This is a genomic window from Nonomuraea sp. JJY05 (assembly GCF_043496855.1).
Classification (GTDB): domain Bacteria; phylum Actinomycetota; class Actinomycetes; order Streptosporangiales; family Streptosporangiaceae; genus Nonomuraea.
Genome location: NZ_JBIEIS010000018.1, coordinates 189,548 through 214,141, shown reverse-complemented (window position 1 = coordinate 214,141; position 24,594 = coordinate 189,548). Strand labels below are relative to the sequence as shown.

Genomic DNA, 24,594 nt, shown 5'->3' with positions numbered 1-24,594 from the left:
TTTCAGCACAAGCGATGTTTTCTTAATGACAATGAAGTGGGGCTGTATGATCTGTGCGTGCTCGACGTTCACCGCCTGGCCGTGCTGCGCGCCGTCGTGGAGACCGGCTCCATCCAGGCCGCCGCGACCAACCTCGGTTACACCCCGTCCGCGATCAGCCAGCACATCGCCGCGCTGCAGCGGGAAACGGGCACGCTGCTCATGCAGCGACACGGGCGCGGCCTGCGCCCCACCGAGGCCGGACGGCTCCTGGCCGACCACGCCGGGGAGATCCAGACGCAGATCGCCCGCGCGGAGACCGCCCTCACCGACCTGCGCGCGGGCAAGACCAGCCGGCTGACCGTCCGCTACTTCGCCAGCGCCGGCGCCGTCCTCATTCCGCCCGTCATCGCGAAGTTCAGCCGGCTCTTCCCGGAGATCAGGCTGGAGCTACGGCTGGGCAAGGGGCTGACCGGCGAAGCCGCCGACGCCGAGATCATGGTGCTGGACGACACCGTTCACGTGCCGGCCGGGCTGCGCTGCATCCACCTGCTCGATGACCCCTTCCTGGCGATCCTGCCGCCAGGGCACACCCTCGCCGGGGAGAGGGAGATCGAGCTGGGCAGGCTGCGGGGCGAACCATGGGTCGACAACGAGTGGCCGGGCAGCATCTGCCGGCAGACGATGCTCGACGCGTGCGGGTCGGCCGGCTTCAACCCCAGCTTCGTGGTGGAAGCCCACGACTACGCCACCGCGGCCGCGTTCGTCTCCGCCGGGCTGGGCGTGACCATGGTGCCGCGGCTCGCGCTCAGCACCATGCCCTCCATCTCGTTCGCCTGCCTGCCGGTCACCCGGCCGGCCCCTGTCCGCTCCATCTTCGTCGTCGTCAAGGAGGCGAACGAAGATCATCCTGCCCTTTCGGCGTTCCTCGACCTGCTCCGCGAAACCGCCGGCTCGCACGCACCCGCCTCTGATTGACCGGCCGTCCCCAGCTGCCCCCGCGTGACTCGGCGGCGTCGGGAGAAGCTCCGAAGCGGCTACGTGCCGAGGGGGGTGTGCGGTCCCAGCAGGTCCTTCAAGGCGGCCGTCATCGCCGCGACGAGGTCGCGGCGCGGGTCGATGAGCCACTGGAGCTGGAGCCCGTCCCATAGGGCCACGAGGGACTCGGCGATGCCCTTGGGGTCCCTGGCGTTGGAGACGCGGCCCTCGTCCTGATCCCGGCGGACGGCGATCGCGAGCAGGCCGATCGTCCTGTCGTACCTGTCACGGAACCACTCATGCGCCGGATGGTCCGGCGCCGACGACTCGGCGGCCATGAGGGCGAGCAGCCGCAGCATCTCGGGCCGTTCGAGGTTCCGGCGAACGTACTGCAGCACGGCGTACGCCACGCTCTCCTTGCGGCTGTCCGAATCGAAGGAGTCGGCGTGCGCGGAGTCGGCGTTCTCGAGGACGGCCACGAGGAGCTCGCTCTTGCTGGGGAAGTGATGGACGACGCTGGTCAGGCTGAGGTCGAGCTGCTTCGCGATCTCCCGCAGCGACCCGCCCCGGTAGCCGCGTGCCGAGAAGACGGAGGTCGCGGAGGCGACGATCTCGGCGCGGCGGCGCGCGCTCTTGGCGTAGGGGCCACGCCGAGTGCCTGGCCGGCTCGCCATCTCATCGGTCATGGCAGCAACCCTATGGGCCTTGCGGCTACCGCCGGTGAATTCCGCACAAGGAAAATGTAGCAACTGTTCGGTTTTTGGGGTAGCGTCTCGCTCACCCACACCACGACGTGCGGAAGAAGCGCTCACGCTTCAATCGGGTGGAGAGGAACGGGATCGATGTTCACCCCGAACGTTGCCAAGACACTCGTCGGCGGTCTGGCCGTCGCACTACTCCTGACCGGCTGCGGCCGGTCCGACGCCCGGCCGGAGCAGGCCGCGGCAGGCGCCCTGATCGACACCGAACCCGCCGCCGGCACCATCACCGTGTGGGCGATGGGAACGGAGGGCGAGCTTCTGCCCAAGCTGGCCGCCCAGTTCGGCACGGCGAACCCCGGCGCGAAGGTCGAGGTGACAGCGGTTCCCTGGCAGGACTACGCCAAGAAGGTGCAGACGGCGATCGCCTCCGGAGACACTCCTGACGCCACCATGGTGGGTGCGGTGGACCTCGCGGCGTTCGCGTCCACGGGCGGGCTGGACCAGGTCCCGTCCAAACTCGTCGACTACGGCGCCTTCTACCGCGGCGCCGTCCAGAGCACCACCTTCGAGGGAGCCGAGTACGGCGTCCCCTGGTACGTGGAGACCCGCTCGCTCTTCTACCGCAAGGACCTGGCGCGGGCCGCCGGGGTCTCCGCGCCCAGGACCTGGGACGAGTACGGCCCGTTCCTCAAGGCCCTCCAGCGGCAAGGGGCCAAGTGGGGGCTGTCCCTGCCGACCGGCGCCACGGGGACCTGGCAGAGCGTCGTGCCGTTCATGTGGCAGGCCGGAGCCCGGATCATGAACGAGGACGGGACCACGTTCACCTTCGACACGCCCGAGGCGCTCAAAGGGCTGGAGTTCTACCGGTCGCTCATCGCCTCGAAGATCACCAGCCCGAACGGCCCGGTGAGCCTGGGAGAGATCGAGCCGCAGTTCGTCGCCGGCTCCACTGCCGCGCTGATCTCCGGCCCCTGGGAGGTGAACCTGCTGAAATCCGCCGGCGGTTCATCCTTCGTCGACGAGAAGGTGGGCATCGCACCGCTCCCGTCGGGACCGAAGTCCAACGCCGGCTACATCGGGGGCGGACAGTGGGCGGTGTTCAAGGACGCCAAGAATCGTGAAGGCGCCTGGAAGTTCATCCGGTGGCTGGCCAGTCCTGAGGTCCAGAAGACCTGGTACGACCTGTCCGGCGACCTGCCCGCCGTCCAGTCGGCCTGGAACGAGGGCAAGCTCGCGACCGACGCGACTCTGGCCGTGTTCCGCACCCAGCTGACGACGGCACAGCCAGGACCGAACACCACGACCTGGCGGCAGGTCACGGCGGTGCTGGACGGCGAGATCGAAAAGGTCGCCAAGGGCGTCAGCACACCGGAAGCGGCTCTGCGGGAGATCCAGAAGAAGGCGTCGGAGATCGGGACCGGAGCATAGGGATGGCCTCTCTCGCCTCCGTGAAATCCGCGCCGGGCCGGGCTGCCGGACCGCGGCGAACGAGGCCACCGCGGGCGATGTCGGAACGCGCCCGGCGCACGCTGGTCGCCTGGGCCTTCTGCGCCCCCTTCATCGCGCTCTTCGCCACCTTCGGCGTGTGGCCGGTCTTCTCCTCCCTGTCGATGAGCGTCACGGACATCACGAGCCGGGACATCCGGACGCCCTTCAGCGTCGACTTCGTGGGCATCGCGCACTACGCCGAGCTCTTCGGGGATCCGACTTTCCTGCGGGCGGCCCTCAACACGCTCTACTTCGTCGTCGTGGGAATCCCGCTGACGATGATCATCGCCCTGGCCCTCGCCGTCGCACTCAATTCGGGGATCCGGCGGGCGAAGGGACTCTTCCGGGTCGCGTACTTCGCGCCCGTGGTGACCAGCGTCGTGGCGACAGCGGTGGTGTGGAGGTACCTCTACCAGCCGGATGGCATGATCAACGCCGTCCTCGCCGTCGTGGGCATCCACGGGCCGGACTGGTTGAACGACCCGAACTGGTCCATGCCCGCGCTCATCCTGATGGCGGTCTGGCGCCACTTCGGCATCCCCATGGTGATCTTCCTGGCCGGGCTGCAGTCCATCCCCGAGGACCTGCGTGAGGCGGCCCGCGTGGACGGCGCCACCCGCGGGCGGGCCTTCCGCAGCATCACCCTGCCGCTGCTCCGGCCGGCCACGCTGGTGGTCGCCGTGCTGCTGAGCATCGGTTACCTGCAGTTCTTCGAGGAGCCGTTCGTGATGACGAGTGGCGGCCCGCTGGACAGCACCACCTCGATCAGTTACTACGCCTACGAGCAATTCGGCTTCGGCAACTACGGCATGGCCTCGGCCGCCTCGTACGTGCTGGTGGCCGCGATCGCGCTGCTCAGCATCCTGCAGTTCCGCATCTTCCGAGCGAAGGCATGACATGACCACCACGACCGCGAGCACCGCTGCGGCCGCGTCCGGCCTCAGCGCGCCCCGGCCCGTCCGGTACGCCCGCATCATGCTCTACGGCGCCCTCACGTTGGGCCTCCTCGCGACGCTGGCACCGTTCGCGTGGATGTTCCTGGGGGCGGTCAAGCCGACAGGGGAGATCGTCGCGCATCCGAGCGACTGGCTGCCCCGTTCTCCGACGCTCGGCAACTTCGAGGAGTTGCTGTCGAAGCAGAACTTCGCGGTGTACTTCCTCAACAGCACGCTGGTCGCCGTGACGTGTGTCGCCGGAAATCTGCTCTTCTGCTCCATGGCGGGGTACGCCTTCGCGAAGATGGAGTTCGCCGGGAAACGCCTGCTGTTCGGCCTCGTCCTCACGATGCTGATCATTCCTGGCGTCACGACCTTCGTGCCGCTCTTCGTCCTCGTCAGCAACATGGGACTGAGCAACTCCTACCTCGGGTTGATCCTGCCCTTCCTCGTGACACCGCTCGGCGTGTTTCTCATGCGGCAATTCATCAGGGACATCCCGGATTCTCTCGTCGAAGCGGCCCGCCTTGACGGCGCCGGTGAGACACACATCTTTCTCAGGGTCATCGTCCCGCTCTGCCGGCCGGCGCTGGCGACCCTGGCGATCCTGATCTTCCTCGCCCAGTGGAACAACTTCCTGTGGCCGCTGGTGATCGCGCAGACCGAAGATCGTTACACCCTGCCGGTCGCGCTCGCCCTGTTCTCGGTGGGCGCCAACGGCACCAACTACGGTCTGCTGCTCGCCGGTGCGGTGACCGTCGTCACCCCGATCGTGCTGCTGTTCCTGTTCCTGCAGAAACAGTTCATCCAGGGCATCGCCAACACCGGCCTCAAGTAGCAGGCCCCGAACAGCAAAGGAGAACCGACCATGCTTCGCCCGCAGGACGGTCCCACCCGCGAACGCCGCTCTCTGGCCGGTTTGTGGAGGTTCCGGCTGGACGCGGAGGGAGCCGGCCACACCGAAGGCTGGTGGCGCTCGCCCCTCGCGGAGGCCGTGGACATCCCCGTACCGGCCAGCTACAACGACATCTACCCCGACGCGACGGTACGGGACCACGTGGGGGACGCCTGGTACCAGACGAACGCGTGGGTGCCGGCCACGTGGGCCGGGCAGCGCATCGTCCTGCGCTTCGACGCCGCGACACACCGCGCGACCGTCTGGGTCAACGACACCGAGGTCGCCCAGCACGAGGGCGGCTACACCCCGTTCGAGGCGGACGTCACCGCATACGTGCGACCGGGAGCCGAGAACCGGGTCACCGTCGTGGTCAACAACGAACTGAGCTGGGCGTCGATCCCGCCGGGCACCATCGAGGAGCGTCCCGACGGCCGCCGGGTGCAGCGCTACTTCCACGACTTCTTCAACTACGCGGGCCTGCACCGGCCGGTCTGGCTGTACACCACGCCCCCGGCGTACATCAGCGACATCACCGTGACCACGGCCTTCGACGACACCACCGGCGTGATCGGCTACCGGGTGGACAGCACCGGGGAGACGGGCTCCCTCCGCGTGTCGCTGCGCGACGCTTCGGGCGCCGAGGTGGCCGCCGCCACCGGCGCGGCCGGCACCCTGCGGGTGCCCGACGTACATCCCTGGGCTCCCGGCGACGGTTACCTCTACGAGCTCGAGGCCACGCTGCTCGGCACCTCCGGGGAGGTCGCCGACGCTTACCGCCAGCCGGTGGGCGTGCGCACGGTGGAGGTACGCGGGAAGCAGTTCCTGATCAACGCAGACCCCTTCTACTTCAAGGGGTTCGGCAAGCACGAGGACGCGGCGGTGCGCGGCAAGGGGCACGACGACGTGCTGATGGTGCACGACTTCGCGCTGATGGAGTGGATCGGCGCGAACTCCTTCCGCACCTCGCACTACCCGTACGCGGAGGAGGTCCTCGACTACGCCGACCGGCACGGCGTGGTCGTCATCGGCGAGACGGCCGCCGTCGGGCTCAATCTCAACATCGGCGGTGGTGTCTTCACCTCCGGTGAACGGGTGTCCACCTTCTCCCCGGACACGATCAGCGAGGAGACCCGCCGCATCCACCTGCAGGCGATCCGGGAGCTGGTGGCCCGCGACAAGAACCGTCCCAGCGTCGTGCTGTGGTCCGTGGCCAACGAACCCGACCACGTCCAGCCCGAAGCGCGCGACTACTTCGCCCCGCTCGCCGCGGAAACCCGCCGCCTCGACCAGACCCGGCCCGTGGCCTACGTCAACGCGCTGCTCGCGCCGCCGGACCAGTGCGTGGTCACCGACCTGTTCGACGTCGTCCTGCTCAACCGTTACTACGGCTGGTACTTCGGCCCCGGCGACCTGGCAGCGGTCGAGACCGCGCTGGAGGCCGAACTGCGGCAGTGGGCGCAGGCGCATGACAAGCCGATCGTCATCACCGAGTACGGCGCCGACACCTACCCCGGCCTGCGCAGCATCGTGCCCGCCCCGTGGACCGAGGAGTACCAGGCCGACCTGCTCGACGTGTATCACCGGGTCTTCGACCGGGTCGACGCGGTGGTGGGCGAACAGGTCTGGAACTTCGCCGACTTCGCCACCACGCCGGGCGTCTTCCGCGTCGACGGCAACAAGAAGGGTGTTTTCACGCGCGACCGCCGTCCCAAGACCGCCGCCTTCCACCTGCGCGCCCGCTGGCGCAAGGACGAGCGATCGTGAGGGCGAGCGCGCCCAGGCTCAGCACCCCGCCCACCAGCGCCGGTGCTCACGCCCGCCGACGCGGGTTCAGCCCAGCTTTCTCTCTTTGTCCGGGATACGTGCGCGACCGCGCCAGTTGAGCGGCCCGATCACTCCGGGCGTGCCCGGCGGCCGCGCCCCTCCGCCGTCGGGCGCCCGAGCAGCTGGTCGATGCTGCGGCGCTCGCGTTTGGTGGGACGTCCGGCGCCACGAGCCCGGACGGCCACCGTCACGGTCTCCTCGCGCGGAGGAGGCGGAGGGCTCTTGTCGACATAGCACTCGGCGGCCACGGCGGCGCCGACGCGTTTGGTGATGATCCGGGAGACGACCACGATGCGTTCGCGCCCCTCGTGTCGCAGCCGGACCTCGTCACCGACCCGGACGACGTGCGCGGGCTTGACCCGCACCCCGTTGACCCGGACGTGACCGCCCCGGCAGGCGTCGGACGCGATCGAGCGAGTCCTGGTCAGCCGCACCGACCAGATCCAGCTGTCCACCCGCGCACTCACCTGCTCACCTGACACCCCGACACTGTACTGAGCGACGTGGCACCCGTCGATCGCACGAGAGTGGGGTCTGCGCCCGTGCCGTCGAGTGGTCCTCAGCGTGTTCATTCATTACGGACCCTTGGCTTCATGGGACCTAGGGCGGGGGTACTTCCTCCCTTATGGGGCGATCTTGGGCCCCCTGGAGGAGGTCGGACTATGTACGCAGTGGTGCGGCGATATGAGGGGATAACCGATCCCGCCGAGGCCGGACGCCGAGTGAAGGAAGAGTTCATCTCGCTCGTTCGCTCGATCCCCGGGTTCGTGGCTTACTACTGGGTTGACGCCGGCGGTGGGGTGATGGTCTCCACCAGCGTCTTCGAAGATGAGGCCGGAGCCGAAGAATCGAGCAAGAGAGCCGCGGACTTCGTGCGGGACCGCCTTGCCTCCCTGTATCCGAACCCTCCTCAGGTGACGGCCGGCGAGGTTGTGGCGTCCGGGTAGCGGCTGCGCCGGGGAAGCACCCTCGGGTTACGTGCGGGTGGCCGCCCAAGGGGCAAAAGGCCCAAGGGAGACCTTAAGAGATCCGTAAGGTTGGTCCGCGAGGCTACAGAACGTCAGAGCGGCTGGGGCGGACGGCCCCGCCCCTTCCCCCTGGAGGACCATCATGAGGACGATCGCCGCCAGCCTGTTCATCTCGCTCGACGGGGTCGTGGAGGAGCCGGCGCAGTGGCATTTCCCGTACTTCAACGACGAGATGGGCGCCGCCGTGACGGCGCAGATGGCCGACACCCTGCTCCTGGGGCGCAAGACCTACGACAGCTTCGCCGGAGCGTGGCCGGAGCGGGAGGCCGAGGGTGGCGAGGACGCCGGCTTCGCGAAGACGCTCGGCGACGCGCGGAAGATCGTCGTGTCGCGCCAGCCCCTGGAGTTCAGCTGGCGGAACTCCGAGCTGCTCCAGGGTGACCTGGCCGAGGCCGTGACCGCGTTGAAGAACGAGGAGGGCGGCCGGATCGCCGTCAGCGGCTCGGTCTCGGTGGTGCGCCAGCTGCTGGCCGCGGGACTGCTGGACGAACTGCACCTGCTGGTGCACCCGATCGCCGTCCGCAAGGGGGAGCGCCTGTTCGACGAGGGGGAGAGCTCCATCCCGCTGGAACTGATCAAGTCCGAGACGTTCACGACGGGTGTGCTGTACCTGGTCTATCGGCCTGCCGGGGCGAGCGGTGACGCCTCTTACGACGACGCCAAGGCCCATCTGTCCCAGGGCGAGCAGTAGGAGCGGGCGCGGGTGGCGCCGTCCCCCTTCGAACGGCGCCACGGGTGCGCGGTGACTTGAGGGAGTCGACCTGGTCGGCGCATCGCCGCGCACCTCGCACCAAGTCGTGAGCTCCGGAGTCTGGCTGTTCTCCGCTCGGATTCGGCACGATCAAACCGTAGAGGTCAGTGACGATCGGAGAGTCGCCGGACAGATGAAGAAGTCTTTTGGACGCCTTGGTAGAGGCAGGATCGAAGATCACACCCCTCCTCTCCCCGGACACCCCGTGCGAACGGACAAGATCCCACGCGTCGGCCCTTCCTGGCGGCACCGGATCTCGGGTTCCTTCATCCTCACCGCGCTCTTGGGGGTCGGCGCCTTGGCCGGCGCCCTCTTCCTTCCCCGCTACCTGCTCGCATGGGACCTGGGCACGGAGAAGCCGCCGGCCGACTACGCCACCGCCGTGAACAACATCCGCACCGCCCTGCTCCAGGGGGTCGGGGGCCTGATGCTGCTGATCGGCGCCTATCTCACCTGGCGCCAACTGCAGCTCAGCCGTCACGGGCAGGCCACCGAGTCCTTCGCCGCCGCCATCGCGCATCTGGGCGACCCGAGCGTGGACGTCCGTCTGGGCGGCATCTACGCCCTGGAACGCATCTCCCGCTCCTCCACGGCCGACCGCCGGACCATCGGGGAGATCCTCTGCGCGTTCGTCGGCAACCGCGCCCGCGAGCCGCAACGCGACACCCGGCACGCGCGTCACGCCACCACAGCGGCGGGCAGCTTGGCCAACCTCTCCCTCCGCGCCCCTGACCTCCACGCGGCACTTGCCGTCCTCGGCCGCCGGGAGGCGGTCCGAGGCCAGGTGCTCCGCCTCGACCGCCTGGTCCTGCCCAAGGCCCACCTCGCCTCCACCCGGCTGCGGGACGCGGACTTCCATTTCAGCGATCTGACCGGAGCCTCGTGCGTCGGAGCCGACCTGACTCGCGCGGATCTCACCGGAGTACGCCTGGCGGGGGCGATCCTCGCCGACGCGATCCTCTATCAGGCCGATCTGCGCGACGCGGTGCTGACCGGAGCCATTGCCGAGGGCATCGACCTCCGGGGCACCGATCTGAGCAGGGCGGACCTGCGAAACGCGAACCTGCGCGGCGCTCGCCTGGACTACGGCGACCTGCGTGGAGCCACGCTGACCGGCGCAGACCTGACCGGTGCTTCGCTGAAACGTGTGGTCTTCGACGGGACCACCGCTTGGCCCGACGGCTTCGACACCTCCCGCATCACACCTGCCCGGCTCCGGTCGCTCCCGCCTGTCCGGATGAGGACCTACGAAGAGCTCGCTGTCCGGCCGGCGTCCGCCGGCAATGATTCACCGGCCGAAGCCGAGTAGGATCCGCGGTCGTCAGCAGACGCCAGGCAGCTTGCACACCTTGGTGGCCATCTTCCTGGCCGCCTTGGTCAGCCCGCCGGGCTCGTAGCCTCCCAAGGTGGTCGTGTAGATCATCAGGGCGCTGCCTCGGCGCGCCACGACCCCGCTGATCGTGTCGTTCACGCTCCCGTCCTGCAAGGTCTCGAGCCCCATCCCCATGGCCTCGTCGCCCACCTTGACCTTGCTCGTCCGCCACCTGATCCCGAGCTCGGGCGACGACGGGTCGCCCTTGCGCGCGCACCGCTTGACCTCGGTACGCAGGCGGGTGAGCGCGGCATGGGCGGCACGGGGGCTCTTGTAGAGGACGAGCTGTTCGGAGGAGCTGCTGGGGGCGCTGGTCCAGAGGGTGATCGTGCGGGCCGCCACCCTGCCGCGGTCGACGGCGTTGCGGTGCCAGCACGGGTTCAGCTCCAATGGGCCGGTGAGCTTGTCGCTGATCTTGTAGCCCTGTTCGGACGCCACATTGGCGGGCTGGGGCTTGCGCGCCTCGCTTTCGGTGAGCAGGAAGTTCTTCGGGATCTCCGTCACGGCCGCCGGGGAGAGGGCCAGCAGGAAGGAGAGCGTTACGCTGATCATGAACCGTTTGACGACGGCCGGAGTGGCTTTGTTCAAGCAGGTCCGGTCTCGGGCGAGTCGGGGATCTTCATGCCCAGCGATCGTAGGAGCATTCGCGCGCCGAAGGAGGACGAGCACGGTCCTCGTTGCGATGCACAATGCAGGCATGCTTGAAACGTCCGCTCGGTTGCTTCGGTTGTTGTCGCTGTTGCAGCAGCACCGCGACTGGCCCGGCCCGCAGCTGGCCGACCGGCTGGGGGTGACGGTGCGCACCGTGCGCCGTGACGTCGACCGGCTGCGCGAGCTCGGTTACCCGGTGCACGCCACGATCGGGAACATCGGCGGTTACCGGCTGGGCGCGGGGGCCGCCATGCCGCCGCTGCTGCTCGACGACGAGGAGGCCGTGGCGGTCGCGGTGGGACTGCGTACCGCGGCGAACGGCACGGTGGTCGGGATCGAGGAGACGTCGGTGCGGGCACTGGCGAAACTGGAGCAGATCCTGCCGCCACGGCTGCGGTACCAGGTCGCGGCGCTGGACGCCGCCACCGTGGCCCAGCACCGGCCGGGCGCGGTGGTCTCGACGGAGCTGCTGACCACGATCGCCGCCGCCTGCCGCGATCAGCAGCGGCTGCGGGTGGACTACCGCAGCCACGACGGCACCGAGACCACCCGTACGGTCGAGCCGCACAAGCTGGTCCACGCCGGCCGCCGCTGGTATCTGGTCGCCTACGACCTCGACCGGGCCGACTGGCGGACCTTCCGCCTCGACCGGCTGCGGCCGCGCACCCCGTCCGGTCCGCGGTTCACGCCGCGCGAGCCGCCCGCCGGCGACATCGGCGGGTACGCGTCCTGGAAGGTCGGCGTGGACCGCTACCGCTACCAGGCGCGGTTCACCATGCACGCCTCCGCGGCCGAGGTCGCCGAACGGGTGCCGGCCGACGCCGGGGTGGTCGAAGCCGTCGACGAGCGCACCTGCACCCTGCGCGCCGGCTCCAACTCCCTCGACGGGCTCGCCCTGCACGTGACCCTGCTCGGCTTCGACTTCACCGTCCACGAACCGGCCGAGCTCGTCGAGCGCTTCAGGACACTGCACGCCCGCATCGGCCAGGCCCTTCGAGAGGACTGACGGGACCGCTCAGGAGAAGTCGGCGGCCCGGTCGAGGGCCCACTGGGCGAACGTACGGGCCGGCCGGCCGGTGAGCCGCTGGACGGTGCCGTACACCTGCGCGGGCCGGCCGACCGACTGCTCCCACTGCTCGAACAGGGTGTCCAGGACGAACGGCGGCACGAACCGGCTCATCTGCTCGCGGGCGACCTCTCCAGGCCAGGTCGGCGCCGCGCAGCGCCTGCTCGATCTCGGCGTGGTAGGCCGCGATCGGGTTGGCCTGCTCGGCGGCGGTGCCGTCGACCCCGTTGGACGGCAGCAGGACCACGCGCTCCACGCCGGTTATCCGCTGCCCTGTTGATGGACGCTCTGCCAGCCAAGGAGGACAAGATCGGTTGTCGTTACGCGCGGAACGGGATGGAACGCCTATCGGATGTAGATGCACCGATCGAGCCATGAGGAGCTCTCATGTCGTACCTGATGAAAAGGCTGATGGCCGTGGCGGCGCTGGCGACCGCCACCGTGACAGCCGCCGCCACCGTCCAGGGTGGCGCGCTGTTCGACGGCTTCGGCAAGGGCGTGCAGGAGGGCACGGCGCTCGCCGTCGCCGAGAGCGCCGCCAGGCAGAACGCGCTCGACCACGGGTTCGCGGCGTGCGACGTGTTCGAGTCGGTGGTCTCCCAGGACGCGCGTACGCACGTGTTCTTCGCGGTGGTCACGGTCCGCTGCGACGAGGAGGCCGTGCTGGGGTGATCCCCAGGTGCCTCCCGGACGCGGCGCTCGGCCGGCGCCGGCCGAGAGGACGAGAGACGCTCCGAGGCCGCACACTGCGCATGCGGCCTCGGGCGGGGTCAGCGGGTGGTCATGAGGGTCAGGCTCTCGTCCTGTACGGAGGTCGCGACGCCGCGGGTGATGCGGTATCCGGCGAGGTCGGGGCCGTCACCGTCGATGATCTCCTGAGCCGCGAGCCGGCCGAGCTCGGGCGCCAGGTTGACGCCGCTGTGGGTGACGAGGTGGTAGAGGCCGGGGACGTCGGGGTGCGTGCCCGCCAGCGGCAGGCCGTCCGCCGGCACGGGCCGGACGCCGAGGCGCACCCCGGCCAGCCGGGCGGTGCGCAGCGCGGGCAGGACACGCTGGCCGCCGGCGTGCAGCCGTTCGGCCAGGGCGTCGTCGCTCTGGCCGGGCAGCAGCGCGTCGACCGGCCAGGAGATGGAGCAGATGCGGTCTCCGGGCGCGGGGCGCAGGTCCACCTCGGGCGTGGCCAGGATGGCGTCGAGCCGCAGGCCGGGGACCGGGGTGCTCTCTCCTACCAGCCCGGGGATCCGGGACATGGGAAGGTCGGTGCCGGCCAGGGCCGCGACGCGGTCGGCGTCCGGGCCGGTGCAGTTGACCACCCAGTCGGCCTCCCAGCGCCGCGTGCCGGTCTCGACACCGGTGACGGCGTCGCCGTGGCGGATCAGGGCCTGTGCCCGCAGGCCGTACCTGATGTCGGCGCCGAGCGTGGCGGCGCGATCGAGCAGGCGCTGCACGAAGAGCGGGGCGTCGTACCACGCGCTCTGGTCGTGGACCACCAGCTCGCTCGCCGTGCACGCCGCCGGGTCGACGGCAGGGGCGAGCTCGCGCAGCTCGGACGGGTCGGCGATGCGGCAGGGGTGCCCCCAGGACCGCAGGCGCTCAGCCCGCTCCCTGAGCCCTTGCCGGCTCTCCTCGCTGTCGCCCCACTGGATGGCGGGCATGGGGTGCCGCCACGACGCGCCCCCGAGCTCCTCGGCCAGCGTGGCGTGCAGGGCGGAGCTGGCGCGGTTCAGCTCGTAGTAGGCGCGCGGAGTCTTCAGGTGGGTGACGTCCATGGAAAAGGTCGCGCTGGAGGTTCCCGCGGCGGGGCCGCCGGCCTCGATGACGACGACCTGAGCCCCTGCGACGGCCAGGTGGTAGGCGACGGAGGCACCGAGCACTCCGGCGCCGAGAACGATGACGCGGGACACGTGGATATCTTTCCTTCGGGAGTCAGAGAACCTTGCTGAGGAATGCCCGGGTGCGCTCGTGCCGGGGCTCGCCGAGCACGGCGCCGGGCGCCCCGGACTCCACGACGACCCCGTCGTCCATGAAGATGATGGTGTCGCACACCTCGCGGGCGAATCCCATCTCGTGGGTGACGATGATCATGGTCATGCCGTCCTCGCGTACGAGGTCGCGCATGACGTCCAGGACCTCGCCCACGAGTTCCGGGTCGAGGGCCGAGGTCGGCTCGTCGAAGAGCATGAGGTCGGGCCGCATCGCCAGGGCGCGGGCGATGGCCACGCGCTGCTGCTGGCCGCCGGACAGCTGGTCGGGGCGGCTGTTCGCCTTGTCGGCCAGCCCCACCCTGGCCAGCAGGGCGTGGGCGCGCTCGCGTACCTCGGCCTTGGGCTCTTTCTTGACCATGATCGGCGCCATCATGATGTTCTCGAGCGCGCTCATGTGCGGGAAGAGGTTGAAGCGCTGGAAGACCATGCCGATGTCCACCCGCTGGGCGGCGATCGCCTTGTCCGGCAGCTCGTAGACCTTCCCGTCGCGCTCCTCGTAGCCGATCAGGTGGTCGCGGAAGTAGAGGCGGCCGGCGTCGATGCGTTCGAGGTGGTTGATGCAGCGCAGGAAGGTGGACTTGCCGGACCCCGACGGGCCGATCATGGCCAGCACCTCGCCCTCGGCGACCTCCAGGTCGATGCCTTTGAGCACGTCGAGCGTCCCGAACCGCTTGTGCACGCCTTCCGCGCGGATGAGGGTCTTCATCTGCTGAACCTGCGTTCGATGTAGTGCTGCCCGGCGTTCAGGGCGGTCGTGGCCACGAGGTACCAGAAGCACGCGACCGTGAGCAGCGCGACCTGCTGGAAGTTCCTGGAGTAGATGCCCTGGATCGAGGTCAGGAGCTCCGGTACGGCGATGGCGAAGACGAGGGAGGTGGTCTTGAGCATGGAGACGACCTGGTTGCCCGTCGGCGGGATGATGACCCGCATGGCCTGGGGAAGGATGATCTTCCGCAGGGTCTGGAAGCGGGTCAGGCCCAGGGCGTGGGCCGCCTCCGTCTGACCGTGGTCGACGGAGGTGATGCCGGCCCGCACGATCTCGGCCATGTAGGCCGCCTCGTGCAGGCCGAGGCCCAGCACCGCCGCGGTGAGCTGGGTGATGATCAGGTTGGTGTCGACCTCGAAGAACGTCGGCCCCCAGGGCACGCCGAGCCCGATCTTCGGCACCACCGCGGACAGGAAGTACCAGAACAGCAGCTGCACCAGCAGCGGCACGCCGCGGAAGACCCAGATGTAGAACGCGCTCAGCGCCGCCAGCAACGGGTTGGGCGACATGCGCAGCACGGCCAGCACGATGCCGCCCGCGACGCCGACGGCCATGGCGAGCAGCGTGAGCAGCAGCGTGGTGCCGAGCCCGCTCAGGACCGCGGGGGAGAAGAGGTACTCGCCGACCACCTTCCACTCCATGCGCGGGTTGGCCAGCCAGCCCTGCAGCAGGAAGATCACCAGGAAGCCGAGGACGGCCGCGCTCACCCAACGCCCTGGATGTCGCAGCGGGACGGCCTGGATCCGCTCCCGGGGAGCCGGGGGAGCGCTCTGCCCGGTCGTGGTCACGACTCGCCGCCGTTGATCACGGCTTTGTCGAGTGCGCCCGACGACATCTTCCACTTGTCGAGGATCTTGGCGTAGGAGCCGTTCTCCATCAGCTTCTGCAGCGCCTGCTGCACGGCCTTGGAGAGGTTCTGGTCCTCCTTGTTGACGAGGATCCCGTACGGCAGGAAGCGGTAGGGCTCGCCCACCTGCTTCATCCGGCCACCGGACTGCTCGGCCTGGTAGGTGATGGTGGGCGTGCCGCCGATGAAGGCGTTGGCCCGGCCGGTGGAGACGGCCTGCAGGCAGCCGACCGTGTCGGGGAAGACCAGCACCTGGACCGCCGGCTTGCCCGCGTCCGTGCACTTCTTCTTCTGCTGCTCGGCGTCGTCGGCCTGGGCGGTGCCCTGCTCGACGGCCGCCGTCTTCCCGCAGAGGTCGTCGAGAGACTTGACCGTCTGAGCGTCCTTCTCCTGGACCAGGAGCGAGCTGCTGGTCTTGAAGTAGTCGACGAAGGTGACCTTCTCGCGGCGTTCCGGCTTGTCGAGCATCGCCTGGATGGCCAGGTCGTAGCGGCGTGCCTGCACACCGGCGATGAGGCTGTCGAAGCTGGCCTGGCTGAACGTCACTTCGACGCCGAGCACCTGGCCGATGGCCTTCATCAGCTCGGGTTCGAGGCCGATGACCGACTTGTTGTCGGTGTCGAGGAAGACCAGCGGCGGGTAGTTGTGACCTGCCGCCACGTTGAGCGTGCCGCTCTTCTTGATCTTGTCGGGGAGCAGGTCGTGCAGTTCTTGGTTCTTCTGCTGTGCCGGGGCGGCCGCCTGGGAGGCGCCGCCTCCGGAGCAGGCTGTGAGGGACAGGAGTCCCGCCAGGCCGAATGCGGCGGCTGCTTGGGTGAACCGCATCGCGCAGGACACCACCTTTCGCGCTTCGTACTACTACGTTCCGTAAACACCAATATTGGGGGTCCGTTTAGATACGACAAGGTAAGCGAGCATGCGCATTGGTGCACATCCTGTTCAGCCCTCCTTATCCTCTTTCTCGCCCTCCGCAGCTCGCCGCCCAGGTGATCGCTCGTCCCGCCTCAAGAAGGTTCGCGCTCTGGTGATGCTTATCGCCCGACTGTTAAGTTGGATCGATGCTTACCCCCGCCCAGCTTCAGGCGATCCGTGAGGTGGTCGCCACCGGTTCGCTCAGGACCGCCGCCAAGCGTCTCGGGTTCACCCCGTCGGCCATCTCGCAGCAAGTCTCCTCGCTGGAGCGGACCCTGGGCGTCCAGCTGTTCGAGCGCCTGCCGCGCAGCATCCGGCCCACCGCGGCGGGGGCCGAGCTGGCCCGCAAGGCCGCCCGGCTGCTGGCCGACCTGGAGGCGGCCGAGGAGGAGATGCGGTCCTTCGCCACCACCCACCGGGGCAGGCTGCGGCTCGGCAGCTTCTGGTCCGCCGGATTCCGGCTGGTGCCCGCCGTACTGGCCGAGTTCCTGCGTGACCGGCCCAACGTGGACATCCGCTACGAGGAGGGTGATCCGCACCGGACCATTCCCGCCGTGAACGAGGGGCGGCTCGACCTGGCCGTGGTCTTCGAGTACGGCATGGTGCCGCACAACTGGCCCAAGGACCTGACCATGACGTTGATCATGGAGGAGCCGCTCTACGTGCTCGTGCCGACGGGTCACCGGCTGGCCGGGCGCAAGCGCATCCAGTTCGGCGAGCTGTCCGCCGAGCGGTGGATCTCCTACACCGAGGGGATGGACGCCTCGCTCAACCTGTCGCACATCTGCGCGGCCAGCGGCTTCGACCCCGACGTGCTGTTCCGCACCAACGACTACAACCTGCCCTTCGAGCTCGTACGCAAGGGGCTGGGGGTGGCGATCGTGCCGGAGCTGGCGATGATCGAGTCGCGCGACGTGTGCGTGTTCCGGCTCGGCGACCCCTCCCAGGTCCGCAGGGTCTTCACCGTGTGCCGCGCCACCGACCCCAACCCCCTGCTCGGCCACGCGACGAGCATGCTCGTCAACGCCGCCGAAGCCCTGCACCAGCGCGCGGATCTCCCCATCGCCGTGTGAGCCCACCGCGGAACACGGCATGCACGATCACGGCCGCGCCGCCGGGCCGAGCAGCGGCTCGACGGCCTCCCACGCGGGAGGCTCCGGCCACCCGGCTCCGGCGGCCTCCAGGCCGATGACCGCGCAGGCCAGCAGATGATCGCCGGGCGGCAGGTCACCTTTCAGCGTGGGGATCACGGTGCGCGGGGCGAACACGTTGGTGCCGGGCAGAGCCGTGACGAGGTCTCCCTCCCGCTCGCCGGACAGGTCCTCGATCACGCACAGGCCGTTCGGTGAGTCGAGCCTGGCCCGCCCGGGACCGGTGTCGACCCGGGCCGGCGGCCGGTCCCGGTCGACCGCGAAGGCGCCCTCGGCCGTGCGCAGCGCCCGCCCGGTCCTGATCCGGTGCACCCGCACGTGCCACGGCGGCAGGGCCACCAGCCAGGTCATGATCTCCACGTCGTCCCAGGGCGTCCAGCGCGCGTGCAGCACGCCGTTGACGGCGGAGACGTGGTCCGGCACCTCGCACGGCCGCCAGTGCTCGCCGTCCTCGCTGAGCGCCAGCGTGCTGTCGAAGGCGCCCTGCTCCAGCCCGTACGTCCCGGCGGGCACGCTGAAGCCGAACCGCGTGGAGTAGGCGAACTTGGCGTACTTGGCCGCGCCATGACGCGCCCACGGGGCGTGCTGCCCCGCGCTCAGCAACACCACGTGCCGCCCTTCCTCGCAGCGCAGCAGCGCCACCCCCGCCTCCGGCTGGGTGCTGACCTCGGGCAGCGGCGGCGCGTCGGCCTCCTTGGCGGCCCAGAACGGGTGCTCCGCGGGCAGGGCGAGCGGCAGGAACGCCTTCATGGCCCAGTAGGGCGAGCCGGGCGCGTTGTACTGCTCGGCCAGGTGCGGCTGGGGGTAGCCGTAGCCGATGGTGAGCAGCCCGGCGGTGTCGCGGATGGGCTGCCGATCCCACCAGCGCAGATTCCGCAGCAGGTGGCCCTTGGTCACGTCCCAGGGCAGCGCCTCGACCCCGGCGAAGGCCAGCGCCCCCCAGAACGCCGACTGCGCGAAGCGGTAGGTCAGGCTCCTGCCGAACGGGACGGCGACCCCCTCGCCGGTGAACCAGTGCTGGAAGTCGTGGGCGAACGCCGCGGCCCGCTCGCGGAAGCGCCCGGCCCTGGCCGGGTCGTCGCCGAGCGCCGCGTAGATGAGGCCGTAGTAGTGCATGGCGAACGGGATGTAGTAGTCGCGCTGCCACTTGGGCCCGTCGGAGTACCATCCGTGCCCGAGGTCGAACTGCTCCAGCCGGTCGAGCCTGGCCGTGTTGGCGTCGCGGTCGTGAGCGACCCCGACGCGGTCGAGTCCGAGCCCCACCATGACCGGGAAGAACAGCCAGTTGTTGTCGTTGGGCTCCACGGTGACCGAGTGCCGCAGCCAGGCGGCCACCGTGTCGCGCTGCGCGCCGGTCAGCGGGTCCCAGATCTGCTCGGGGGCCAGGGCGAGCGCCAGGCCGATGGCGGCGGTCTCGACCAGCCGCTGGTTGCGGTCGAAGGCCGCCCCCCAGTAGTCGGGGTGATCGGGGTCGGTCCCGGCGGCGAGCCCGGCCCGCCAGAGCTCCCAGTGATCGAACCCCCCGCCGCCCGCCGCCAGCGGCGCCAGCCCCCACAGCGGGCGCGCAAACGCTTCCAGCTCGGAGGCGGCCCGATCGTAGTGCGCCGTGCTGAACCCCAGCCGCAGCCGCCCCCCGCCCGCACCGAATCTGGTCGTCAGTGGTGCGACCAGATCCAGAACCTGCCGCTGCAGATCGTCTCGGTCGCTACCAGGCCGCCCTGCGCGGTCGTCGGTGTCCACGGGTTCTCTCCTCCGGCTGGGAAAGCGCTTTCAGAAAGACAGGGTTCCCGCCGCCGCCCGTACTTGTCAACAGTGGGGCGGCGCGGTGCTGTCGCGGACGTGCAACTCCATCGGCAGGTACACCGGCTCCCCGTCGTGCCCCTCGGTCATGAGAGTCTCCAGCATCTCGGCCGCCTGCTTGCCGAGCTGCCCGCGGGGCACCGACACCGTGGTCAGGCTCGTGTGCGCCACGTGGTCCAGCGCGATGTCGTCGAATCCGACCACCGACAGATCCTCGGGGACCCGTACCCCGAGCTCGCGCATCCGGGTCACCGCCCCCAGGGCCACCAGGTCGTTGTAGGTGGTCAGCGCGGTGGCGCCGGTGCCGGCCACCTCGGCGGCGGCGTCGTACCCGGCGCGGCTGGTGGACCCGCACGGCAGGATCGTGACGGAGATGCCGAACGCCTTGGCCGCCTCCAGCGCCCTGATCCGCTCGGCGTTGGCCCAGGACACCTCGGGCCCGCTCAGGTAGGCGACCCGGCGGTGCCCCAGCTGCGCCAGGTGGCCGCAGATCAGCATCATCCCGCCGAAGAAGTCGGCGGAGACGGCGGGCGCGGCGATGCCGGGGACGATCCGGTCGAGCAGGACGAGCGGGTGGTCCCGGGCGGTCAGCACGACCAGGTCCGAGCGCTCCATGCGGGAGGAGCAGAGCAGCACCCCGTCGCAGCTGCGCATCAGGTCCTCGACCAGGTCGTGCTCGATCGAGGGGTCGTCGTCCGACTCCATGACCATGACGCGCCGCCCGTGGGAGCGGGCGACGGCCGAGACCGCCTTGAGCACGTCGGGGAAGTAGGGGTTGGCCAGGTTGGGGACCAGCACGCCGATGGTGCCCCACTCCCCGCGGGCCAGCCCCTGCGCCGCGGCGTTGGGCCGGTAGCCCAGCTGCCTGACCGCGTCGTGGACGCGCGCCGCCAGCGACGGGTCGACCTTGGCCGTGCCGTTGAGCACGCGGGAGACCGTCGAGGCCGACACCCCCGCCGCCGCCCCGACGTCGCTGATCGTCACCCTGGCCGAGCGGCCCTGCCGCAGATTACGCACCCGCTCCTCCTCCCCCCGTGGAGCGCCCGTCAGCCGAGCAGCCCGCGCAGATGGTCAAGATCCCGCCGTACGGCCGCCACCGGGTCGGCCGCCGGGTAGTGGACGTGCAGCGACAGCACTCCGGCGTAGCCGCGGGCGCGCAGCCCGGGGACGATCTCCGCCCAGGGGACCACGCCTCCGTCCGCGAACGGTTGCCACTCGCACACCCAGCCGTCCGCGGTGGACCGCCAGACGGCGTTCTTCACTCCCATGCAGGCCATCCGATCGCCCAGCAGGTCGACGTTGAGCGCCCATGCCTCGCTGCCCTCCTTGGCCTGGTTGCCGGGGTCGGCGTAGAAGCGCACATCGTCCAGGTCGCCTGCGAGCGCGAGGGCGAGCGAGGCGGATGGATGGATCGTACCGTGATGCAACTGGACCGCCAGCCGCACGCCGTGCCGGGCGGCGAGGGCGGCCAGGCGGGACAGCGCGGCCCTGGACTCCTCCAGCCGGCGGCGGTAGCCGGCGGCGGGGTCGTAGCGGTAGAAGCCCACCCGCATGAGGGGGACGCCGTTCTCGCCGCAGGCCGCGATGATCCGCTCGGCGTCCGCGCCGGCGTCGAGCAGGTCGGTGGTGACGACGTCGAGGGTGAGCCCGCGGCACTCGAGCTCGGTGGCGACGGCGGCGATGCGGCCCGGGTCGGCGGGGCTGACCGTCTGCCCCTCGCGTACGAGGAGGTCGACCCCCTCGGCGCCCACCGAGGCCACGGTCTCGGCCAGCCGGGCGGGGTCGATCGGGCCGAAGGACTTGGTGAAGGCGAGCAGGCGCACACATACTCCCGAAGTTCTGAAAGCGCTTGTAGAGATTTTTCCGGCACGCCGATCACGTGATTCGTGGGCCGGGGAATGCCTGGCAGACCAGCATATGTCGGATGGTGAGGCAGGCGGCGGACAGGTGTCATGACCGAGCATCGATCTGAAACCGCTTTCTCACAAGTCTTGAATCGGCCTGTGACCGGGGTTACTCTCGGACCCACCTCTCGGGCAAGCGCTTACCCGATGCCCGGCACCCCTCTGACCTCCGTCTCTCGGGAGGGCTTCATGAAACTCCATCGGCCCGCGATGATCACCGCGATCCTGGCGCCGCTGCTCGTGGCGGCGTGCGGCACGTCGAGCAACGGCCCCGGCGGCGGCAGCGGCTCGCAGACCACGCTGCAGATCTGGGACTTCTCCGCCGAACAGGTGAACTTCCACAAGGACATCGGCGCGCAGTTCACCAAGGAACACCCCGACATCAAGATCGAGTGGCGCTCGATCACGCAGGCCGACTACATGAAGACCCTGCCGCTGGCCTTCCAGAGCAACCAGGCGCCGGACATGTTCTACTGGAACGCGACCGGGCTGTCCCAGCTGCTCGACCAGAAGTGGATCAGCCCGCTCAGCCCGGGCGGCACCGTGCCCGCCGACTTCACCAAGCGCTGGCCGGACGGATCCTTCCTGGAAGGCATCAACGTCCAGGACGGGAAGACGTACGGTTTCCCGTTCTCGGAGAACCTCTACTGGGGCTCCGGCTACATGTTCCTCAACAAGCAGGTCTTCCAGCAGGCCGGGCTGGACGTCAACAACCCGCCCAAGACCTGGAGCGACCTCAAGAACGCCTGCGCGCAGATCAAGTCCAAGACCAAGGCCGAGTGCATCGCCGCCCCCACCAAGGGCCCGGACATGCAGCGGATCTGGTACGCGATGATCAGCAGCGTCTCCACGGACGAGTTCTTCGACTACAAGACGGGCAAGTTCGACCTGACCGAGCCCGGGCAGCTGAAGGCCTTCGGCTTCATCCAGGAGCTCAAGAAGGCCGGCTACCTGGCGCCGGGCACCAACGACAAGAACTTCTCCCGCCAGCAGTTCGCCGCCGATCAGGCCGGCATCTTCTTCGACGGCACCTGGCTGCCGAGCGTGTGGGCCAGCCAGGGCTTCAGCAGCGACAAGTACGTGGTGGCGCCGCGCCCCAACCCGGACGACGGGCAGACCGGCGCGGCCGGCCGCAAGTACGACACCAACAAGTACTGGGTCAGCTCGCAGACCAAGAACCCCGACGCCATGTGGACGTTCATCCAGTGGATGACCGACCCCGATGGCTACTTCGTCAAGCAGTACTACAAGAACGCCTTCGGCACGCTGGCCTACGTCGACAACCAGAAGATGGTCACCGACCCGGCGCTCAAGCAGATCATGCAGATCGGCGCGCAGCCGGGCTACCGGGTCCAGCTTCCCGTGCCGCTGCTCAAGTGCCCCGACATCGCCAAGTCCAAGGCGTACGTCAACGCGCTGGCGAAGAACCCCGACGGGGAGTGGGAGGCCATGGGTCAGGCGCTGGTCAGCGGCCAGTCGCTGGAGGCGGCGGGCGCCGCCATCGTCAAGCAGCGGCAGACCGCCCTGGAGGAAGGGCTCAAGCAGGAAGCGGCCGCCGGCCTGAAGGTGTCGATGGACTGCTACACCTTCCCCGACTGGGACTACACCAAGGACTACACCAAGGACATGTACAAGGACTGACCGGACGGCGTCCCCTTCTCCCTCGTGAGGACATCCATGACAACCACCGCCCCCGCCCCAGGTAGGGAGAGGGTGACGGACAGGGACCGGTCGCCCGCCGCGCGCGTGCCCGAACGCGTCGATCACTCCCGCGAGCGCGTGCGCGGCTTCGACAGGGTCTGGCTGGTCATCTTCCTGGCCCCCTTCCTCCTGCTCTACCTCGGCTTCACCCTCTGGCCGCTGGCCGCGACGATCTACTACTCCTTCTTCGACTGGTCGGGCATCGGCCCGATCGACCACTTCGTCGGGGGCGGCAACTACGGCTCGATCCTGGCCGACCCGCTGTTCTGGCTCTCCGTGGTCAACACGCTGATCTTCGCCCTGCTGACCACCGTCATCAAGCTCCCGATCTCGCTGCTGGCGGCGATCGTGCTCACCCGCAAGTGGCTGCGCGGCAAGCGGTTCTTCCGGACCCTGTTCTTCGCGCCGCTGATCATCCCCGTCGCCATGGCGGGCCTGGTCTTCACCTACCTGCTCAACCCGTCCAACGGCGCGCTGAACGCGATCCTGCGTGACCTCGGCCTGGTCGACCAGGGGTTCGACGTGTTCGCCAACCGGTGGAGCGCGCTGCTCGTGCTCGTGCTCGTCTCCGTCTGGCAGATCTTCGGCCAGTACATGATCTACTGGATCGCGGCGCTGCAGAACGTGCCGGAGGAGGTCTACGAGGCGGCCGCCATCGACGGCGCGGGCGAGTGGAAGAAGCTCACCCGCATCACGCTGCCGATGATCAGGCCGGTCGCCGTGATCATCGCCCTGCTCGGCATCGTGAACGCCATGCACGTCTTCGGGCTGGTCGTCACGCTCACCGCGGGCGGCCCGGGCACCAGCACGTACGTGGTGTCCTACTTCATCTACCAGAACGCCTTCGGCTCGGTGCCGTTCGCCTACGGCTACGCCTCGGCCGCGGCGCTGCTGTTCTCCGTCATCGCCTTCGTGCTGGTCTCCGCCCAGGGCGTCGCGGTCCGCCGGGCCCAGCGGCTCAGGAAGGAATATGGCGTCTGATGGCGACGATCACCAAGACCACCGGGATCAACCAGGCCGCCCGGCGCAGCAACAGGGTGCGGGCCAACCTCATCGCCCTGCCGATCCTGGCGGTCATCGGGCTCGTGTGGGTCTATCCGTTCCTGTGGACGATCTCGGCAGCGTTCAAGACCCAGGCCGGGATGTTCACCAGCGGCGCGAGCCTCGTGCCCGACCAGCTGAACTTCGACAACTTCGTACGCGCCTGGGTCAACGCCGGGTTCTCCGGATACTTCTTCAACACGGTGCTCTACTCGGTCGCCTCGACCCTCGTCGAGCTGGTCAAGGCGGCCCTGTGCGGCTACGTGCTGGCCAGGTACGAGTTCCCCGGCCGTACCCTGCTCTACCGGATGATCGTGGGGACCCTGTTCATCCCGGTCGCCTCGATCATCGTCCCGCAGTTCGTGCTGATCGAGAACCTCGGCCTGCTGAACACGCGGGCCGGCGTCATCCTGGCCATGTCCGGCGGCGCGGGCGCGCTCTACGTCCTGCTGTTCGTCGGGTTCTTCTCCAGCGTCCCGAGCGACCTGTTCGAGGCGGCCAAGCTCGACGGGGCCGGTTTCATCAAGACGTTCGGCCTCATCCTCCCGCTGGCCAAACCGGTCATCGCGGTGGTGGTCATCTTCCAGTTCATCAGCAGCTGGAACGAGTTCAACATCCCGCTGGTGTTCACGCTCGGCCAGCCCGACCTGCAGAACCTCGCCGTCGGGATGCTCTCCTTCCAGGGCGAGCACGCCACCGACTGGACCGGGTTCGCCGCGGGGATGACGATCTCGTTCCTGCCGATGCTGGCGATCTTCCTCTTCTTCCAGAACTACTTCACGCGCGGCCTGGCCGGCGCCACTAAGGGGTGACTGT

General features: G+C 69.2%; 25 protein-coding genes. 14 read left to right on the top strand and 11 right to left on the bottom strand.

Annotated features, from left to right (window positions below; genetic code table 11):
• The first annotated feature begins 57 nt into the window (after positions 1 to 57).
• Positions 58 to 957 (top strand): LysR family transcriptional regulator, encoded by a 900-nt coding sequence (locus ACFKCF_RS28645; RefSeq protein WP_394498298.1) that lies wholly within the window; start codon positions 58 to 60, stop codon positions 955 to 957.
• Between the two features lie 59 nt (positions 958 to 1,016).
• Here ACFKCF_RS28645 and ACFKCF_RS28640 read toward each other — a convergent pair whose 3' ends face one another.
• A complete protein-coding gene (locus tag ACFKCF_RS28640; protein ID WP_394498296.1) occupies positions 1,017 to 1,643 on the bottom strand; it encodes a TetR/AcrR family transcriptional regulator in 627 nt (208 codons plus the stop codon).
• A 156-nt stretch (positions 1,644 to 1,799) separates the two neighbouring features.
• On the opposite strand from ACFKCF_RS28640, the gene ACFKCF_RS28635 reads away from it, so the two are divergent.
• The 4 genes from ACFKCF_RS28635 to uidA all read left to right on the top strand — a co-directional run bounded on the left by ACFKCF_RS28635 (position 1,800) and on the right by uidA (position 6,743).
• On the top strand, positions 1,800 to 3,086 hold the full coding sequence (locus ACFKCF_RS28635; protein WP_394498294.1) for a sugar ABC transporter substrate-binding protein: 1,287 nt from the start codon (positions 1,800 to 1,802) through the stop codon (positions 3,084 to 3,086).
• A gap of 77 nt (positions 3,087 to 3,163) precedes the next feature.
• Positions 3,164 to 4,042 (top strand): carbohydrate ABC transporter permease, encoded by an 879-nt coding sequence (locus ACFKCF_RS28630; protein WP_394498293.1) that lies wholly within the window; start codon positions 3,164 to 3,166, stop codon positions 4,040 to 4,042.
• Position 4,043: 1 nt separating this feature from the next.
• On the top strand, positions 4,044 to 4,919 hold the full coding sequence (locus ACFKCF_RS28625; RefSeq protein WP_394498291.1) for a carbohydrate ABC transporter permease: 876 nt from the start codon (positions 4,044 to 4,046) through the stop codon (positions 4,917 to 4,919).
• A gap of 30 nt (positions 4,920 to 4,949) precedes the next feature.
• Positions 4,950 to 6,743: a beta-glucuronidase gene (uidA, locus tag ACFKCF_RS28620; RefSeq protein WP_394498290.1), complete on the top strand. Its 1,794-nt coding sequence runs from the start codon at positions 4,950 to 4,952 to the stop codon at positions 6,741 to 6,743.
• A gap of 128 nt (positions 6,744 to 6,871) precedes the next feature.
• Here the strand turns inward: uidA and ACFKCF_RS28615 are convergent, their stop codons facing one another.
• Positions 6,872 to 7,285, bottom strand: a complete 414-nt coding sequence (locus ACFKCF_RS28615; protein WP_394498288.1) for an RNA-binding S4 domain-containing protein — start codon at positions 7,283 to 7,285, stop codon at positions 6,872 to 6,874.
• A 180-nt stretch (positions 7,286 to 7,465) separates the two neighbouring features.
• Between ACFKCF_RS28615 and ACFKCF_RS28610 the strand changes: the two genes are divergently transcribed.
• The 3 genes from ACFKCF_RS28610 to ACFKCF_RS28600 all read left to right on the top strand — a co-directional run bounded on the left by ACFKCF_RS28610 (position 7,466) and on the right by ACFKCF_RS28600 (position 9,891).
• Positions 7,466 to 7,750 (top strand): hypothetical protein, encoded by a 285-nt coding sequence (locus tag ACFKCF_RS28610; protein ID WP_394498286.1) that lies wholly within the window; start codon positions 7,466 to 7,468, stop codon positions 7,748 to 7,750.
• 163 nt (positions 7,751 to 7,913) lie between these two features.
• Positions 7,914 to 8,522: a dihydrofolate reductase family protein gene (locus tag ACFKCF_RS28605; protein ID WP_394498285.1), complete on the top strand. Its 609-nt coding sequence runs from the start codon at positions 7,914 to 7,916 to the stop codon at positions 8,520 to 8,522.
• 265 nt (positions 8,523 to 8,787) lie between these two features.
• Entirely contained in the window at positions 8,788 to 9,891 is a 1,104-nt protein-coding gene (locus ACFKCF_RS28600) for a pentapeptide repeat-containing protein (protein WP_394498283.1), read from the top strand.
• 12 nt (positions 9,892 to 9,903) lie between these two features.
• Here ACFKCF_RS28600 and ACFKCF_RS28595 read toward each other — a convergent pair whose 3' ends face one another.
• Positions 9,904 to 10,506, bottom strand: coding sequence for a hypothetical protein (locus tag ACFKCF_RS28595; protein WP_394498282.1), 603 nt, complete (start codon positions 10,504 to 10,506; stop codon positions 9,904 to 9,906).
• Between the two features lie 145 nt (positions 10,507 to 10,651).
• Between ACFKCF_RS28595 and ACFKCF_RS28590 the strand changes: the two genes are divergently transcribed.
• Positions 10,652 to 11,611: a helix-turn-helix transcriptional regulator gene (locus ACFKCF_RS28590; RefSeq protein ID WP_394498281.1), complete on the top strand. Its 960-nt coding sequence runs from the start codon at positions 10,652 to 10,654 to the stop codon at positions 11,609 to 11,611.
• Positions 11,612 to 11,620: 9 nt separating this feature from the next.
• On the opposite strand, the gene ACFKCF_RS28585 is transcribed toward ACFKCF_RS28590, so the two are convergent.
• The gene (locus tag ACFKCF_RS28585; RefSeq protein WP_394498279.1) at positions 11,621 to 11,785 is read right to left on the bottom strand and encodes a hypothetical protein; all 165 of its coding nucleotides are present in this window, start codon (positions 11,783 to 11,785) and stop codon (positions 11,621 to 11,623) included.
• Between the two features lie 273 nt (positions 11,786 to 12,058).
• Here ACFKCF_RS28585 and ACFKCF_RS28580 point away from each other — a divergent pair, with 273 nt between their 5' ends.
• Positions 12,059 to 12,343 (top strand): hypothetical protein, encoded by a 285-nt coding sequence (locus ACFKCF_RS28580; protein WP_394498278.1) that lies wholly within the window; start codon positions 12,059 to 12,061, stop codon positions 12,341 to 12,343.
• Positions 12,344 to 12,441: 98 nt separating this feature from the next.
• Here the strand turns inward: ACFKCF_RS28580 and ACFKCF_RS28575 are convergent, their stop codons facing one another.
• Genes ACFKCF_RS28575 through ACFKCF_RS28560 form a run of 4 tightly spaced genes read right to left on the bottom strand, consistent with a single transcriptional unit; the run spans position 12,442 to position 16,094 of the window.
• Complete coding sequence (locus ACFKCF_RS28575; RefSeq protein ID WP_394498276.1) at positions 12,442 to 13,575, bottom strand: NAD(P)/FAD-dependent oxidoreductase; 1,134 nt, start codon at positions 13,573 to 13,575, stop codon at positions 12,442 to 12,444.
• 22 nt (positions 13,576 to 13,597) lie between these two features.
• Positions 13,598 to 14,362: an amino acid ABC transporter ATP-binding protein gene (locus ACFKCF_RS28570; RefSeq protein ID WP_394498275.1), complete on the bottom strand. Its 765-nt coding sequence runs from the start codon at positions 14,360 to 14,362 to the stop codon at positions 13,598 to 13,600.
• Positions 14,359 to 15,210, bottom strand: a complete 852-nt coding sequence (locus tag ACFKCF_RS28565; protein ID WP_394498273.1) for an amino acid ABC transporter permease — start codon at positions 15,208 to 15,210, stop codon at positions 14,359 to 14,361. Before ACFKCF_RS28565 ends, ACFKCF_RS28570 begins: the two co-directional genes overlap by 4 nt.
• Positions 15,207 to 16,094: an ABC transporter substrate-binding protein gene (locus ACFKCF_RS28560; protein ID WP_394498271.1), complete on the bottom strand. Its 888-nt coding sequence runs from the start codon at positions 16,092 to 16,094 to the stop codon at positions 15,207 to 15,209. Before ACFKCF_RS28560 ends, ACFKCF_RS28565 begins: the two co-directional genes overlap by 4 nt.
• A gap of 233 nt (positions 16,095 to 16,327) precedes the next feature.
• Between ACFKCF_RS28560 and ACFKCF_RS28555 the strand changes: the two genes are divergently transcribed.
• Positions 16,328 to 17,254, top strand: a complete 927-nt coding sequence (locus tag ACFKCF_RS28555; RefSeq protein WP_394498270.1) for a LysR family transcriptional regulator — start codon at positions 16,328 to 16,330, stop codon at positions 17,252 to 17,254.
• 27 nt (positions 17,255 to 17,281) lie between these two features.
• Here ACFKCF_RS28555 and ACFKCF_RS28550 read toward each other — a convergent pair whose 3' ends face one another.
• The 3 genes from ACFKCF_RS28550 to ACFKCF_RS28540 all read right to left on the bottom strand — a co-directional run bounded on the left by ACFKCF_RS28550 (position 17,282) and on the right by ACFKCF_RS28540 (position 20,955).
• Entirely contained in the window at positions 17,282 to 19,072 is a 1,791-nt protein-coding gene (locus ACFKCF_RS28550; protein WP_394498268.1) for a DUF2264 domain-containing protein, read from the bottom strand.
• A gap of 66 nt (positions 19,073 to 19,138) precedes the next feature.
• A complete protein-coding gene (locus ACFKCF_RS28545; RefSeq protein ID WP_394498266.1) occupies positions 19,139 to 20,149 on the bottom strand; it encodes a LacI family DNA-binding transcriptional regulator in 1,011 nt (336 codons plus the stop codon).
• Positions 20,150 to 20,178: 29 nt separating this feature from the next.
• Positions 20,179 to 20,955 (bottom strand): sugar phosphate isomerase/epimerase family protein, encoded by a 777-nt coding sequence (locus ACFKCF_RS28540; protein ID WP_394498264.1) that lies wholly within the window; start codon positions 20,953 to 20,955, stop codon positions 20,179 to 20,181.
• A 270-nt stretch (positions 20,956 to 21,225) separates the two neighbouring features.
• Here ACFKCF_RS28540 and ACFKCF_RS28535 point away from each other — a divergent pair, with 270 nt between their 5' ends.
• From ACFKCF_RS28535 to ACFKCF_RS28525, 3 genes are all read left to right on the top strand, one after another.
• Entirely contained in the window at positions 21,226 to 22,677 is a 1,452-nt protein-coding gene (locus ACFKCF_RS28535) for an ABC transporter substrate-binding protein (RefSeq protein WP_394498262.1), read from the top strand.
• Positions 22,678 to 22,749: 72 nt separating this feature from the next.
• Positions 22,750 to 23,718 carry a carbohydrate ABC transporter permease gene (locus ACFKCF_RS28530; RefSeq protein WP_394498260.1) on the top strand — a complete coding sequence of 323 codons (969 nt, stop codon included), beginning with the start codon at positions 22,750 to 22,752 and terminating at the stop codon, positions 23,716 to 23,718.
• Entirely contained in the window at positions 23,718 to 24,590 is an 873-nt protein-coding gene (locus ACFKCF_RS28525; protein ID WP_394498259.1) for a carbohydrate ABC transporter permease, read from the top strand. Before ACFKCF_RS28530 ends, ACFKCF_RS28525 begins: the two co-directional genes overlap by 1 nt.
• Positions 24,591 to 24,594: the final 4 nt, after the last annotated feature.